Source organism: Gracilinema caldarium (genome assembly GCF_029265695.1).
Classification (GTDB): domain Bacteria; phylum Spirochaetota; class Spirochaetia; order Treponematales; family Breznakiellaceae; genus Gracilinema; species Gracilinema caldarium_A.
On record NZ_JAJUHW010000031.1, the window covers coordinates 19,430 to 34,295 of the forward strand.

Here is a 14,866-nt window from a genome sequence, read left to right on the forward strand (position 1 = left end):
CATATCACGGGGCTAAACCATATTTCAAACTTTTTTTATTTTTTTTCGGCGAATCGGAAGCAATTGCGGCCCTCTGCCTTAGCACGGTACAGGGCTTTGTCCGCTTCTTCTACGAGAATTTTCGGATCCTCCCCCGGCTCTGGAATCGCGGTGGCGATACCAATACTTACGGTTAAAATGGGAATAACGAATGACGCCTCATGGAGAAGCTTTAAATCCCTTACATGCTGCAGAATGCTCTGGGCCATTTTTTCTGCTCCTGCCCTATCGGTATGGGGCAGCAGAATGATAAACTCCTCTCCTCCATAGCGAGCAACAAAGTCAGTGGCCCTGCCAGCCTCTTCAGAAAGCAGGCCCGCAATCGTTTTCAGAACTTCGTCGCCCTTCAGGTGCCCATACTGGTCGTTGTAATTTTTAAAACAGTCGATATCCAGCATGAGGACCGAAAGAGGCGCCCGATCCCGGCTGCATTCAGCCACAATACGGGGCAAAAGTTCATCAAGATGACGCCGATTGGATATTCTGGTAAGACCGTCCTTCATAGAAAGGGCATCGAGCCTGAGGTTGGCATCTTCCAGTTTTTTCTGGAGCCGTTGTAACTCCAAGACCTGTGACTTTAGTTTTTGCCTGCTGCGCATCAGGGCAAAGGTATATCCAATTGTGAGAATAAGGAATCCATAGAACAGAAAGGCCCAGGGACTAAACCATGGTGGAGATGCAACCTGGATGGGGAAATTTAAAGCACTGTCATTCCAGATTCCTTCGCTGTTCGCCGCCCGAATTTTAAGTACATAGCGCCCCCCGGGAAGGTTAGTATAAGAAGCTATATGCTCCGCGGAAGGAATGGTCCAATCTTTATCAAAGCCTTCCAACTTATAGGAATACATGTTCCGGATTGGATCCTGGAGGTCATTGGTAGCAAACACAAAGCTGATATTATTTTGATCATAGGAAAGCCGCAGGGATGTGATATACGGAGGGGTTGGGTAATTAAAATCATCCCAAAGGGTTTTGCCGTTAATGCTGATGTCCGAAACAAGCAGTTCCGGCGGCTGTTTCTCTCTTACAACGGTGTTCGGATTGATTTCATAAAGTGTGTTTTGACCTCCGAAAAAGAGGTACCCGTCCCGGGTTTTCCAGACCCCGGTATGAAATTCCTTGTCCTTAAGCTCGTTAAAGAGGGAAAAGCCCCGGAAGGCAAAACCTTGCTTGTCGATATAGCCAATACCGGTAGCAGTTCCTATCCACAGATGCCCTTCATCATCTTCAATAATGGATCGAACCGTATTGTGGGCTATGCCGTTCCTTTTTGTAAGATGTTCAAACTGGTCTGTATCTTTTATGTAACGGGAAAGGCCGCCGCCTACGGTTCCGAACCACATGGTACCTGAGCGATCCCGGTAAATATGCCTGATAGTATTGGATGATATACCCTTTATATTGTTCTTATCATACCGGTACCGAATAAAACGGCTTCCGTCATAGCGGTCCAGGCCATTATTGTAGCCTATCCATAGATTACCCGCTTGGTCATATTCCAAGGCATACACAAGGTTATTCTGAGGATAGCGGTCATCCTTTTCGTTTGCTGGATAGTGCGTGAAGGTCCCGTTTTGAATATCCATTAAATCAAGCCCTTTGGTATAGGTGCCAACCCAGAGCTTATATCCGGGAGCTTCCTTAAGGGCGTATATGACCGAATCGGCAATAGAATCGGGCTTGGCCGGATCCGGAAGATAAGTCACAAACGAATCATTGTCCCCTTTATATCGGGCGAGTCCGTTATTTGTGGCGATCCAGATGACTCCCTTACTGTCCTCATACAGGGCATTGACAATATCATTGGGGAGGCTGTTCTTGTTCTGCGGCTCGTGCCGGTAGCGCTTAAATAAGCCCGTAGACCGGTCAAGAACATTAAGGCCGCTGCCGTATATCCCAACCCAGAGCCGCCCCATACGGTCTTCCAGAATAGAAGTAACCTTTCCAGGGGAAAGACTTTGTGGATTTTCAGCATTCGCCGTGTATGCCTTATACCGTTTTTCCCTCGGCTCAGACCGGGCAAGACCACCGCCGTTCGTGCCAATCCACAGCACCTGGTTGCTGTCAATCAGACAGGAATAGGCCACATCATTGGGAATAGATCCAGTTCCATCGCTCGACTTAATTCGTTCAATTTCACCAGTTTTTTGGGAATAAATAAATAGGCCCCCGCCCCAGGTCCCCCCATATACAAGTTCAGGGTCCTGGGCATTGATGAAATACAGCCGGTCATCCTGAAAACGTATAGTCTTAAAATGATAGGAATTCTCATCCTCCAAAACCGAAATACCGCCGTACCAGGTTGCAAACCAGAGTTTTCCCTCCGGGTCTTCGGAAATGGACATAACATAGGGACTTGGCAGGGCTGAAGGGTTATTTTTATCCACAGGAAGCGCAATAAAAGCATCGGTGTTATCCTGGTAGAGATATAAACCGCTTCCGCTGGTGGAAACCCAGAACCGACCTTTACGATCCAGATGCAGATCCCGGATCATCGTCTGGGGTATCCCAGTCCCGTTTGAAACGGGACCATAATGGACAAAGGTACCCGTTTTTTCATCCATCCGATCGAGCCCCTGGGTAGTACCCACCCAGAGACGGCCCCGTGCATCCCGGGCGATGGCTACTACCAGGTTGTCCCGGAGACTAGCTGGATTTGCTGCATCATTTTGAAAACTCGTTATTTTATTGGTAGATAAATCGAGTCTATTCAAACCCCCATAGGTGCCGATCCAAAGGATATCTCCGTCTAAAAACAGGGTTTGTACCTGGTTATGGCTTATCACATTGTCCACAAAGGGTTCATTCTCATACAACTTAAAGGTATAACCATCATAACGAACTAAACCAGTCTGTGTTCCGATCCACAAAAAACCCTTTGCATCCTGGACTAATGCGGCAACACCCGAATTGGGGAGCCCATCCCTGGTACCAATAACAGTAAAAAAGGGCCTTTCTATAGAAAATAATGATAAAGAAAAAAATACAAAAAGTAAAAATTCTGCAAAATAACGCTTGTGCATATCACAGATTGTAATGCATAGATCCACAAACTTCCATGGTAACGCCTATTTTGTCTTGTTGACAAATTGTTGTTAAGGCATTATCATACATTATGATATCAATATGATATTATTTTGAAGACTGGAGGTTCTATTATGAAGACCGAATACGAAGAGCGGGAAGCGCCCCATACCAGCGGAATGGCGGTGCTTATCATAAACAGTTTATTGATATTGGCAGCAATCGGCGGTTTTATTTTTGCAGCAATCCAGATGGACCGGGGGCCAAACATCCAGAATATCTTGCTCATGGTCATCACCGGTTTGTATGGCTTTATTGTAGGGCCGATCTTATATGTGGGTCTCAAGGTTCTTAAACCGAATGAGGCCCTCGTATTAACCCTGTTCGGAACCTATTGCGGAACATTGAAAGGTCCGGGCTTTTTCTTTGTTAATCCCTTTGTAAGTCCCGTAGCCCCAAGCAGCCAGGAGCCTTCAACTGGCTCTGTCGGCGGTGAAAAACAGCAGGTAAAATTGGGAAACATTTCGATTCCGGCCGCTGAAAACAAACAGACCAACAAGAAAATTTCCTTAAAGGTCCTGACGCTTAACAACGAAAAGCAGAAAATAAATGACGCTTTAGGGAATCCCATTATCATTGGCATTGTGGTGGTGTGGAAAGTGGTTAACACCGCCAAGGCGGTCTTTAATGTGGATAACTACACTGAGTTTCTCTCAATCCAGTGTGATTCGGCCCTGCGGAACATAGTCCGGCTCTATCCTTATGACTCAAGCGACGAAGAAAAAGAAAAATCCCTGCGGGGCAGCAGTCAGGAACTGGCAGAGCAGCTCAAAGAAGAAATTCAGTCGAAGGTTGCCATAGCAGGCTTGGAAATCATCGAAGCCCGAATTACCCATCTTTCCTATGCCCCGGAAATTGCCACGGCCATGCTGCAGAAACAACAGGCTACCGCCGTTGTCGCAGCCCGGCAGCTCATTGTTGAGGGTGCCGTCGGTATGGTAGAAATGGCCCTGGAAAAACTCAGCACCAACAATATCGTTGACCTTGATGAGGAACGGAAGGCTGCCATGGTAAGCAACCTGCTCGTAGTCCTCTGCGGCAACCGGGACGTGCAGCCGGTGGTCAATTCTGGAACGATTTATTAACCAGAGTAAGCTTGCGGAGAAGATTCTATGGATCAATCGGAAAACAATAGCAATGACAAGAAAAAGCAGATAATCCTCAGAATTTCTCCCAAGCTATGGAACGAACTTGCCGCATGGGCAGAGGACGATTTTCGCTCTATTAACGGGCAGATAGAATACCTGCTGACCGAATGCGTGCGGCAGCGGCGAGGGAAAAAACTGGAAAAGAACGATCCAGAGGATTCTGGAGAATAGCAAACCTTAATCATTTTTTAATAGTTTTTGATGCAGCAAAGCAGTATTTTTAACTAAACGGACGCCGTTTGGTCCGAAAAACCGTACAAAAACGGTAATAGTGCCAAAGAGGAGTAATATATGGCAATTATTGAACTGCAGGACGTAAAGAAAACCTATCCACTGGGCAAGGTGCAGGTGGAAGCCGTAAAGGGTGTTTCGTTCTGTATTGAACGGGGAGACTTCATCTCTATCGCCGGTCCATCCGGGTCCGGTAAGACAACCATTCTTAATATGATCGGCCTTATCGACACGCCGACTTCAGGAGAAGTTTTTATAGAAGGCCAGCCCATTTCAGGCTTAAACGACCGGCAACTTACAACGCTCCGGCATGATACTATAGGTTTTATTTTCCAGTCCTTCAACCTTATTCCTGTATTGAATGTCTATGAAAACATAGAATTCCCCCTGCTGCTCGGGAAAACCGCCATGAGCAAGCAAGAACGGGACGATTGGATAAAATACCTCATCAACGAAGTGGGGCTTTCCGATTGGATCCGCCATAAACCCAACGAACTTTCCGGAGGCCAGCGGCAGCGGGTAGCTATAGCCCGGGCCTTGGTGACTAAGCCAAAGATTGTTCTGGCCGACGAACCAACTGCCAACCTGGACTCAGCCACGGGGGAACAGATTATCGAATTGATGAAAAAGATTAACCGTGAACTGGACACAACTTTTATATTCTCCACCCACGATGCAAAAATTGTTGATATAGCCGACCATGTAATTCGGCTCAGGGACGGCCTTGTGACAGAGAACTACCGGAAAGACAGGACCCCAGCCTGCGGCGAACCTGCGGCGGCCGAAGCACGGAGCTAATATATGCCAGTCATACTGCGTATCGCTTTTCGCAATATATGGGAACACAGGGCTAAAAGCCTCATTATCGGTTCCTTTATTGCCCTGGGGGTAATCATCCTCCTGATTGGAAATTCCCTCTTAGACTCATCCAAACGGGGAGTCCAAAAGGGATTTATCGAAAATTTTACCGGCGATGTTATGATCTACGGTCCCTCTGCCACGGCGGTTTCCGTTTTTGGCGAGGGGGGCAGCGAAACCGGGGAGATACCGGTTATCCCCGATTTTGACAAAGTCCAGGCACACTTAGCCACCCTATCGGATGTAAAATCCTCGGCAAGTATGTCCGTAGCTTACGGGCTCCTTACCCTGGATGCGGCGGAGGAGATCCAGGACGTAGTCAGCTCAGAAGAAGAGCCAACAGGACCTCCCATCACTATCGTATTTGGCGTAGATGGAGACCGGTATTTTTCCATGTTTCCTTCTATAGAATTGGAAGAAGGCTCATACCTCAAACCAGGCGAACCGGGCATAATGCTCACCCGGGGTCAAATCGAAAAACTGGAAAAGCGGTTCAAAAAACAAGTCCATGTGGGAGACAAGGTACTTGTCACCGGATTCGGCACCCAAAACTTTAAAATACGAGAGCTTCCGGTTAAAGGAATCTATAAACGGAGCCTTTCAAGCAGCCTGCCGGACTTTATGTCCTTTGCGGACATTGATACCGCCCGGGTACTGGGGGGCCTTACCGTAGGCGCGAACGAAGCAAGCCAGATCTCAGACACCGAAAAACAGCTTTTGTCGATTGGCAACACCGATGACCTTTTCTCCGATGACATGGTGGATTCTGTCCAGACCAGCACGGTAAATCTGGATGCCATAGCACAGAGCCTGTCCAGTTCCGCCGAACGGGAACGGCTCAATCAGGCTGACACGGGAGCCTGGCACTTTATCCTGATCCGGCTGAACCATCCAGCCTTAGCGGGCCTATTTATCCAGGACTTGAATAAGTGGTTTGCCGCTGAAGGTATCGATGCCCATGCGACAAACTGGCAAGGAGCTGCGGGCACCTATGGCAAGTTTTCCGATATAGTCCGCATTGTCTTTATCATCGCCATACTCCTCGTTTCCGTGGTAGCAGTCATCATTATGATGAATACCCTGGTGATTTCGGTCATTGAACGGACCAGTGAAATCGGCACGATGCGTGCCCTGGGGGCTCATCGGAAAACAATTAAACGGCTTTTCCTGGCCGAAACCCTTTCACTCACCGCCGTTTTCGGTCTTATCGGCGCCGTTCTTTCCATGATTATCGTAGCCGTTTTAAATGCCCTCCATATCAGCGCGGGGGACAACGGCCTCTTGGTCATGCTTTTTGGCGGCGATGTATTGCACTTAAGCCCGGCGCTCCCATCATTCGTGTCCTCGGTGATACTGGTCTTTATCGTCGGATACCTGGCACACCTGTACCCCGTATCCCTAGCCCTGAAGATCCAGCCGGTTAAAGCCATCCAGGCAGACTAGGAGTAAAAAATGAACAGCCTTATTTTAATGGCCTTTAGAAACTTAAGCCGCCAGAAACGGCGGAGCTTCCTTTTAGGCGGGGCCATCGCCTTTGGTATTATGATAGTAACGGTCATTACGAGCCTCGCCGGAGGACTCGTCGGCAACGTAGCAGCCAACATAGCCCACCTCTTTGCGGGGCATGTCTTTATCGAAGGGGTCGAAAAATCCCCCAGCGGTAAAAATCTGGAAATTATCCGTGACGACAAGCTGATAAACGAGACTTTACAGGCAGCGGGGCTTGGAGATGCGTACATCCAGAAACGGTCCGGAGCCGCCGTGACCCTTATTTTTGAAGGGAAAAAAGTCCAACAGTCCATTATTGGTGTGGATTTCGAAAAAGAACGGCTCCTGCGGGAACGGGTAACCTTTATAAGAGGTGGATTTGAGCAAGTTACCACACCCAATGCGCTATTTGTAAGCGAACAGGTTGCGCAAAGACTCAAAATTGATGTGGGGGACCGGCTCCTTGCCCAAACCAAGACCGTGACGGGCCAGTTCAACGTAGGTGAATTCCGGGTAGCGGGCATTATGCCCAGCATGGGCCTTTTTGATCAAATGCTCGCCTATACCCCCAAGGCATACCTGAACAGTCTTATCGGCCTCGGGACCGACGAATACCAGTCTCTGGGCATTATGCTCTCAGACCTCACTAAATCAGACAAGGTAGCGGAGACCGTAAAAGCAGCCCTTAAGGCCCGGGCTCCCGTATTCGAGCTTGCCCCGGGCACCCTGACAAGCGCAAGCAATCCCGGCCAGTCCCGGTATCAAAAGCTTGCCCAGCTCGCCCGCAAAGAAACCTGGGAAGGCACCAAGTACCGGGTCTATACCATCAACGATACGATTTCCCAGATCGAACAGGTAGTACAAATCCTTAATACGGTAAGTACGGTCATCCTAGTGGTTCTTTTTGTTATCATTCTTGTGGGCATACTCAATACCTTTAGGATCATCATTTACGAACGGACCAAGGAAATCGGTACCATGCGGGCCCTGGGACTGCAGCGCCCGGACGTACGAAACCTCTTTATTTTGGAAGCAGCCTTTCTGGCCCTGGGAGGTGTCCTTGCGGGTTTCGCGGCCGCAGGAATTGTGATGCTCCTCCTTTCATTCATCAATTTTGGAACCGGGACCTTCTTTGCCCTCTTTATGAAGAACGGCCACCTTTCATTTATACCCCAGATCTCCCAGTCATCACTGCATGTCATCTTAGTAGTACTGCTTACGGTCCTTGCAGCATTTCTGCCTGCCCGGCGGGCCGCAAAATTGGAACCCGCCGACGCCCTGCGGAGCAGCAAATGAGAATGAATCAAGAATACACACAGGAGTTTTATATGAGCCAGAACAGACCAAGTCTCCCAATAGAGCCCGCTAAGATTGCGCCAGCCTTCAGAACCGCAATCATGGGTATCGCTGCGGCCCTTATGTTTTTCGCAGCCCCTCAAGGGGCCCTCTTTGCCCAAACCCAGCCGGATGTAAAGGCAATCCTTGCAAAACTGGATGCCATGAACGATTTCTCCGGCCTTGATTTTACCGGAGTCTTTACCATCGTGTCGGAAAAACCGGGTGAAAAGGCTGCCCTTACTCAGATCAGAATGTTCCGCCGGGATTCCAAGAACCAGTTCACCCTGCTCATTCAGCAGCCCGAGGCCAGCAAGGGGCAGGGTTACTTAAAAGAAGGGGACAACGTTTGGTTCTACGATCCCTCGAGCCGCAAATTCACCCATTCGAGCCTTAAAGAAAACCTGAACAATTCGGACGCCAAAAACTCCGACTTTAGCCGCCGCACCATCCTGGATGATTACGATGTCAGCGGAACCGAAGAGGGTATGCTTGGCAAGTTCCCCGTCTGGATTATCAACCTCAAAGCAAAAAACGACAAGGTTTCCTACGATGTGAGTAAACTCTTTGTCCGCAAGGACGGGAATCTGCTCCTTAAACAGGAAGACTATTCAGTTTCGGGCAAAAAAATGCGCACCACCCTGTATCCCAAGTATGCGGACCTGGGAAACGGCAAAATGTTCCCCTCCCAGATGCTTATCGTGGACGAGTTAAATCCGGGCGAAAAGAGCCAAATCACCATGACCGAGCTTTCCACCAGCAAGCTTCCTGACAAGGTCTTTACCAAGGCTTTCCTGGAACAGGTCAATTAGGGAGGGCCAGGTTGATGAATATATCGCGCCATTTTCATGCTTTTTCCCTTTCAGTTCTCGGCTTCCTTTTCGTGTTTGGGCCCGGCGCCGGCCCGGAGATGCTGTCAGCCCAAACGAGCACCATCATCACCGATGAGGACGCCCTCTTTGGCGATGCTGCCCCGGACACCCTGGCTCCGGGTCCGGCGCCGGCGGCCGGCGCCGCCGATGCGGCCCAATCCTCCGCGGGCGTCGTGAGTGCCGCCAGCGCTAGCAGCGCAAGCAGCGCTGGAGCCGCGTCCAGCTCCAGCGCGGTCTCGGCCTTCCTTACCAGGGATCAGGTCCGCATCGGCGGCAGCTTTACCGGTAAGCTCGGCACGAGCTTTACCTGGACCAATCCCTGGGAGGGCAACCGGGATCCCCTGAACCCGGACAAGTCGACCCTGGATCCCGCAATCGCCTCTACCCTCTTTTTCGATGCCCGCCCCCAGGAGGACCTGCGCTTCTACGGCAGCATCAAGACTGCCTGGCCCTTTACCAATTCAGCTACATTCCTAACAGACGCAACCTATGTAGAGCTGCCTTCACCTTCGGTTACAACAAAATCAGCCAGTTTTTCGACGGTTAACCTCCAGGTTTTCGAACTCTTTACAGACTTTTCCTGGAACGATGCGGCCTACTTCCGTTTCGGAAAACACACCGTAAAATGGGGCGTAGGCTATTTCTTTAGCCCCGCAGATGTCCTCAATCTTACTTCTATTGATGTTACGAATCCCACGGCCCAGCGGGAAGGACCTATAAGTCTCAGGGCACTCCTCCCGATCCCCGGAAGCCAGAACAATCTCTGGGGCTACCTGCTCCTTCCAGGCGCTTTACCCTCGGGAAGCACCAGCGGCGAAACAGAAGCCTTTAAACCCCAGGATCTTGCCTATGCTGGCAAGGGAGAATTTCTTCTCGGCAACTGGGAGATCGGCCTCGGCGCTTATTATAAAAATGATAAGGCGCCCCGGCTTATAACAACCGCCACCGGGTCCCTGGGCCGCTTTGACCTCTTTGCCGAGGCCGTCGCAAGCTGGGGAAACGACCGGCAGTATGTGACGAGCTTAACTCCAACACCGGCCTTTGAAAGCCGGGATGACCGCTGGTATTTCCAGGGCACCGCAGGCTTTCTCTACACCGCCCGGGACGGCTACACCAGCATCGCCGCCCAATATTATTTTAACGGCGAAGGCTACAGCTATGAAGAGCGGGAAAATCTTATTAATCAGTATACTGCCCTCCCCCAAACGTTGCAGGATAGCCTTGCTCCGGTTCTTGGGGGACTTCTTTATGGCGCAAGCCAGCACTATGGAGCCCTCTCGATATCCCGATCAGAGCTTTTTATAAAAGACGTAAGTGCTTCGATCCTTGTTATGGCAAACCTGGCGGACCTTTCGGGCTTTATTACCCCCAGCCTTAACTACAAGGTTTTCAAGTATATGAACCTTTCCCTGTCTCCCACCTTTGTATGGTACATCGATGCACTGTGGGGCACGGGTAAAAACAGCGAATACATCCTAGTAAACAAGGGCCCTGCCCTTACCATCAGCCTCAGCGCGGCCCTGGGCTCCGGCAGGTTCTAAAACCTAAGGCCTACCTGTCTGTAAAACGCTGCGGCTCCCCGGCATCCGGGGAGCCGCTGTTTTTTTTCAAAGTATTTAACGTTAGGAAGATTTTTGAAATGCCTATCCTGTGTCCAGAGCACAGCATTATTAGGAACAAATACAATTCTGTTTCCGTATGTAATTACTTCAAGAAAAGTACCAGCTTTTAGATTTTAAAACCGTCCGCCGATGCCGATGCCGCCGTAGATCGCGTAGCTGTAGGGGCCCCCTGCTTCAGCCAGTGCATAGGCGGTGAAATTGATTGGACTTTTGGTATATACACTCAGTTCTGCCCCTAATGAGAGGGGAAGCTGCAGGGTTAATGAGCCCTTGTTGAGCGGATCGCTTTTCATGGCCGCCGAAAGGGCGAGCCGCACCGGGTTGGAGATCCGCAGCTCTGCGCCGAGCCTCAGGGTAGACCAGATGAAGAGGTCCGGTGTTGACCAGCGGTCATCGGTCCAGTAGGGATAAAAGGTGGAAACCTGGAGTTCTGGAGCGGCAAAAAGTCTCAAGGGGCCGTCGCCATATTCAAGGGGAACAGAGATCGATAGTCCATCGTAGTTGGCAAGTCCGTCCCAGGCAGGGGGAATGTATGGGGTGCTTTCTTCCGAGGAGCTATCGCTTGTAAAACTGCGGAAAGAGCCCCGGATACCAACCGCGGCAGAAAAGGGACTTTGGGCCTCAGTAAGCTTCAGTTTGGCCGTTGCGGTAAATCCAATCCAGTCGGTACTAATATCGGACACCAGAGGCCGGCCTACATAGGTTACGAGCATACCTGCTTCCGCATATTCACTCAGAGCAAGCCTCAAGGATGAAAGAGAAACCAGAGTGGAACCTACTGGCTCAGCTGGGGATGCTAGATGAGAAACAAAGGCCGTAGAAAGAGACCAGGAGCTATCATGCAAGACCTGCGCATCAGGAACAAAAAAGGGCTCAGAAAACCCAGAACCACCGAGCCAGGTCCGCAGCGTGAGGCCGCTTTTTACATACACATAATGCCGAAATTCCTCTCCCATTGGCTGAGCAGCCCCGTTAAGGCCCTGAACCACCAAGGTGTATCTTCCCTTTGGGACCATGCGGCCCTGGCTATCGGTGCCGTCCCAGAAAACATCCTGGGCTCCCTTGGTTATTTCATAGGGACCGAGAGGCCTGACAAGCCGATTCTTCTGATCCAGCACCTGCAGGCTGACGGACCCCGGGGCGGTCACATATACGGTAAGCCGTGCAGCACCAAAATATCCCAGATTGTCCGGATTCAATGAACTACTTTGCATTTCTACATCGATGATACGAAAGTCTGCCGGAACAAGTTCTACTCTGAGTACAACGGTACTATCTTTATTAATTTGAACAGTATCTTCCCAGACTTCAAATCCAAAAACCCGCACTTCTATATGGTGCGTACCGGGAGACAGATCAAAGGTGTTGCCGATACGGGGATCTCCGTCTATAATTACCGGCGATCCATAGGGGAATCCAAGCAGTTTTAACGTTCCATGGGGCGGAACTTCCCTGACTATGATGACGGTGTTGGAAGTCTCCCACCCTGAGTTATAGGGATCCGAAGCGTTCCAGGAGCTGTTTCCCGTCGAAGTGCCGCTTCCTCCTGATGTACTATTGCCTGAGGTTCCGGAATTCTTTTCCTGGGCAGCCCTGTTCCTGCGGGCCGCTTCCTCATCAGCATTTACAGAGCGTGAATAGGTGCTGCCGGAACTGGTAGTACAGGAAAGGAACAACAAGGAGACTGAGCCGAATAAAAACAACCAAGTAAATATGACTTTCTGATTCATTTTCATACTTATCATCATTGACACAGAAGAAGCAGGTTTTCAATAAATAAACCAATTGTCCCAATTGTACAATCGTTGTACAATCATCCTATGAAATACAGAACATTCCCCAAAATGCCAGAACTGCCGATTTCCGCCTTGGGGCTAGGCATGATGCGCCTCCCTACCAGGGACAGTGATCCCGCCCATATTGATGAAGCAGCGACGGAACAGCTTTTTTTAGCCGCCGTCGAGCGGGGTGTTACCTATGTGGATACAGCCTACCCCTACCACAACGGGGCAAGCGAAATTGTTACCGGCAAGCTCATCAATAAACATGGACTCCGGAACAAAGTACAACTGGCGACCAAATGCCCCGTGTGGCTTGTCCGGGAAGAAACGGACTGGGAAAAGCTCCTTTCGGAACAGCTTGCAAAACTCGATACGGACCATATCGACTTTTACCTGCTCCATGCCCTGAATGCGGAGCGCTGGGATACTATTCAGAGACTCCGGGGACTAGAAGCCCTCGAACGGGCAAAAGCCCAAGGGAAAATCCGCCACATTGGGTTTTCCTTCCATGATTCACGGGATGTCTTTACCCGGATCATCGATGGATACAATAACTGGGAATTCTGCCAGGTCCAGTACAACTATCTGGATACGGACTTTCAGGCGGGGCTCCAGGGTATCCGCTATGCAGCAGAACGGAATATTGGGGTCATTGTGATGGAACCATTGCGGGGCGGCGCCCTGGCAAAGGTCCCCGAAGCGGTCGAACGCCTTTTTGCGGCCACAGGGCAGAACCGGAGCCCCGCCGAATGGGCCCTCCGCTTCGCCCTGGACAGGCCCGAGGTGGTTACGGTTCTTTCTGGTATGGGGTCCGCCGAACAAGTTATAGAGAACACCGCTGTTGCGGGCTCTGGGGCAGCACAAAGCCTCACTAGCCAGGAACTTGCGGCTTACTCGGGGGCAGCGGCATATTTTCACGAGAAAATGCCCGTTCCCTGTACGAGCTGCGGCTATTGTATGCCCTGCCCCAACGGGGTAGCCATACCGGATGTCTTTGCCATTTATAACTCCGCCGTCGCCTTTGACGAGCGGGAGGGCAACTCTAAATGGTACCAAAAGGGCTATGTCTCATCCGGCAAGGGGGCCGACTCCTGTATTGCCTGCGGCGAGTGTCTGCCCAAGTGTCCCCAGCATATTGATATCATCAATTCACTAGCAGAGGCACACCGGGCTCTTACATATTGAGTGCACAAAGCAGGTAAATAGGGATAGATGCAAAATGCTGTTGGAGTCCTCCGTGGTATTCACCTGAAATGCTTGGTTTATTGTCGCTGATGAATCTTCCCGAACCAGTCTGCCTAAGCCGGGTACATCCTGAAGTGCATAAGCTACTTCCAGAAGCACCCGGCCCAGAAATTATTTTAAGACCTCAGAAAGGGCTACCGCCACGGCAACAGAAGCACCGACCATGGGGTTATTACCCATACCAAGGAAACCCATCATTTCCACATGGGCAGGGACCGAAGAAGAACCAGCGAACTGGGCATCCGAATGCATCCGTCCCATGGTATCGGTCATACCATAGGAGGCAGGCCCAGCTGCCATATTATCCGGGTGCAGCGTCCGGCCCGTACCGCCGCCAGAAGCGACGGAGAAATACTTTTTGCCCTGCTCAATGCACTCTTTCTTATAGGTACCCGCAACGGGGTGCTGGAACCGGGTAGGATTGGTGGAATTTCCGGTAATAGAAATATCAACCTTTTCCTTGTGCATGATAGCAACCCCTTCCCGCACATCGTCAGCGCCATAACAGCGGACCTGTGCCCGTTCACCCTTAGAATAGGGAATGACGTCCACAACCTTTAGCTCGCCGGTGTAATAATCAAACTGGGTCTTTACATAGGTAAACCCATTAATGCGGCTGATAATCTGGGCCGCGTCCTTACCAAGACCGTTTAGAATAACCTGCAAAGGCTTTTTCCGTGCCCGGTTAGCGCTTTTCGCGATACCGATAGCCCCTTCTGCGGCAGCAAAAGACTCATGGCCCGCGAGGAAGCAGAAACAGCCGGTCTCTTCAGACAGGAGCATGGCTGCAAGGTTTCCATGGCCAATACCAACCTTCCGGTCATCAGCGACGGAACCGGGAATACAGAAGGCCTGGAGGCCCTCACCAAGGGTACGGGCAATGTCCACCGCGGAGCTGGATCCCTTCTTTATAGCAATAGCAGCACCGACTATATAGGCCCAGACTGCGTTGTCAAAACAAATTGGCTGTATGCCCCGTACAATACCAGGAATATCGAGCCCCTTGGATTCACAGAGGGACTTTGCTTCTTCCAGAGAGTTAATACCGTATTTTTTCAGGACCGGAAGAATCTGCCCGATCCGACGTTCGTAGCTTTCGAATAATGCCATGCTGTTCCTCCTTACTCATGCCGGGGGTCAATAATTTTAGCCGCTTCTGCAAA

Annotated in this window: 11 protein-coding genes; 8 read left to right on the forward strand and 3 right to left on the reverse strand. The window is 50.5% G+C overall.

Annotation, left to right across the window (positions count from 1 at the left end; translation table 11 throughout):
* Positions 1-35: 35 nt before the first annotated feature.
* Complete coding sequence (locus tag Q7P68_RS10205) at positions 36-3,062, reverse strand: ligand-binding sensor domain-containing protein (RefSeq protein WP_304225321.1); 3,027 nt, start codon at positions 3,060-3,062, stop codon at positions 36-38.
* 135 nt (positions 3,063-3,197) lie between these two features.
* Between Q7P68_RS10205 and Q7P68_RS10210 the strand changes: the two genes are divergently transcribed.
* The 7 genes from Q7P68_RS10210 to Q7P68_RS10240 all read left to right on the forward strand — a co-directional run bounded on the left by Q7P68_RS10210 (position 3,198) and on the right by Q7P68_RS10240 (position 10,596).
* Entirely contained in the window at positions 3,198-4,208 is a 1,011-nt protein-coding gene (locus tag Q7P68_RS10210) for an SPFH domain-containing protein (protein ID WP_304225323.1), read from the forward strand.
* Positions 4,209-4,235: 27 nt separating this feature from the next.
* Positions 4,236-4,442, forward strand: coding sequence for a type II toxin-antitoxin system antitoxin (locus Q7P68_RS10215; RefSeq protein WP_304225325.1), 207 nt, complete (start codon positions 4,236-4,238; stop codon positions 4,440-4,442).
* 120 nt (positions 4,443-4,562) lie between these two features.
* Positions 4,563-5,300, forward strand: a complete 738-nt coding sequence (locus Q7P68_RS10220) for an ABC transporter ATP-binding protein (protein ID WP_304225327.1) — start codon at positions 4,563-4,565, stop codon at positions 5,298-5,300.
* Positions 5,301-5,303: 3 nt separating this feature from the next.
* Positions 5,304-6,803 (forward strand): ABC transporter permease, encoded by a 1,500-nt coding sequence (locus Q7P68_RS10225; protein ID WP_304225329.1) that lies wholly within the window; start codon positions 5,304-5,306, stop codon positions 6,801-6,803.
* A 9-nt stretch (positions 6,804-6,812) separates the two neighbouring features.
* Entirely contained in the window at positions 6,813-8,144 is a 1,332-nt protein-coding gene (locus Q7P68_RS10230) for an ABC transporter permease (RefSeq protein ID WP_304225331.1), read from the forward strand.
* A gap of 32 nt (positions 8,145-8,176) precedes the next feature.
* Positions 8,177-8,995 (forward strand): outer membrane lipoprotein-sorting protein, encoded by an 819-nt coding sequence (locus tag Q7P68_RS10235; RefSeq protein ID WP_304225332.1) that lies wholly within the window; start codon positions 8,177-8,179, stop codon positions 8,993-8,995.
* Positions 8,996-9,009: 14 nt separating this feature from the next.
* Complete coding sequence (locus Q7P68_RS10240; protein WP_304225334.1) at positions 9,010-10,596, forward strand: hypothetical protein; 1,587 nt, start codon at positions 9,010-9,012, stop codon at positions 10,594-10,596.
* 194 nt (positions 10,597-10,790) lie between these two features.
* On the opposite strand, the gene Q7P68_RS10245 is transcribed toward Q7P68_RS10240, so the two are convergent.
* Positions 10,791-12,413 carry a FlgD immunoglobulin-like domain containing protein gene (locus tag Q7P68_RS10245; protein ID WP_304225336.1) on the reverse strand — a complete coding sequence of 541 codons (1,623 nt, stop codon included), beginning with the start codon at positions 12,411-12,413 and terminating at the stop codon, positions 10,791-10,793.
* A gap of 84 nt (positions 12,414-12,497) precedes the next feature.
* Between Q7P68_RS10245 and Q7P68_RS10250 the strand changes: the two genes are divergently transcribed.
* Positions 12,498-13,643 carry an aldo/keto reductase gene (locus Q7P68_RS10250; protein ID WP_304225338.1) on the forward strand — a complete coding sequence of 382 codons (1,146 nt, stop codon included), beginning with the start codon at positions 12,498-12,500 and terminating at the stop codon, positions 13,641-13,643.
* 171 nt (positions 13,644-13,814) lie between these two features.
* Here the strand turns inward: Q7P68_RS10250 and Q7P68_RS10255 are convergent, their stop codons facing one another.
* Positions 13,815-14,813 (reverse strand): GGGtGRT protein, encoded by a 999-nt coding sequence (locus Q7P68_RS10255; protein WP_304225340.1) that lies wholly within the window; start codon positions 14,811-14,813, stop codon positions 13,815-13,817.
* Between the last annotated feature and the right edge of the window lie 53 nt (positions 14,814-14,866).

Bases quoted from the DNA above. Each gene is read 5' to 3' on its own strand.
- Q7P68_RS10205 (WP_304225321.1), bottom strand. From the start codon at position 3,062: ATGCACAAGCGTTATTTTGCAGAATTTTTACTTTTTGTATTTTTTTCT.
- Q7P68_RS10210 (WP_304225323.1), top strand. From the start codon at position 3,198: ATGAAGACCGAATACGAAGAGCGGGAAGCGCCCCATACCAGCGGAATG.
- Q7P68_RS10215 (WP_304225325.1), top strand. From the start codon at position 4,236: ATGGATCAATCGGAAAACAATAGCAATGACAAGAAAAAGCAGATAATC.
- Q7P68_RS10220 (WP_304225327.1), top strand. From the start codon at position 4,563: ATGGCAATTATTGAACTGCAGGACGTAAAGAAAACCTATCCACTGGGC.
- Q7P68_RS10225 (WP_304225329.1), top strand. From the start codon at position 5,304: ATGCCAGTCATACTGCGTATCGCTTTTCGCAATATATGGGAACACAGG.
- Q7P68_RS10230 (WP_304225331.1), top strand. From the start codon at position 6,813: ATGAACAGCCTTATTTTAATGGCCTTTAGAAACTTAAGCCGCCAGAAA.
- Q7P68_RS10235 (WP_304225332.1), top strand. From the start codon at position 8,177: ATGAGCCAGAACAGACCAAGTCTCCCAATAGAGCCCGCTAAGATTGCG.
- Q7P68_RS10240 (WP_304225334.1), top strand. From the start codon at position 9,010: ATGAATATATCGCGCCATTTTCATGCTTTTTCCCTTTCAGTTCTCGGC.
- Q7P68_RS10245 (WP_304225336.1), bottom strand. From the start codon at position 12,413: ATGAAAATGAATCAGAAAGTCATATTTACTTGGTTGTTTTTATTCGGC.
- Q7P68_RS10250 (WP_304225338.1), top strand. From the start codon at position 12,498: ATGAAATACAGAACATTCCCCAAAATGCCAGAACTGCCGATTTCCGCC.
- Q7P68_RS10255 (WP_304225340.1), bottom strand. From the start codon at position 14,813: ATGGCATTATTCGAAAGCTACGAACGTCGGATCGGGCAGATTCTTCCG.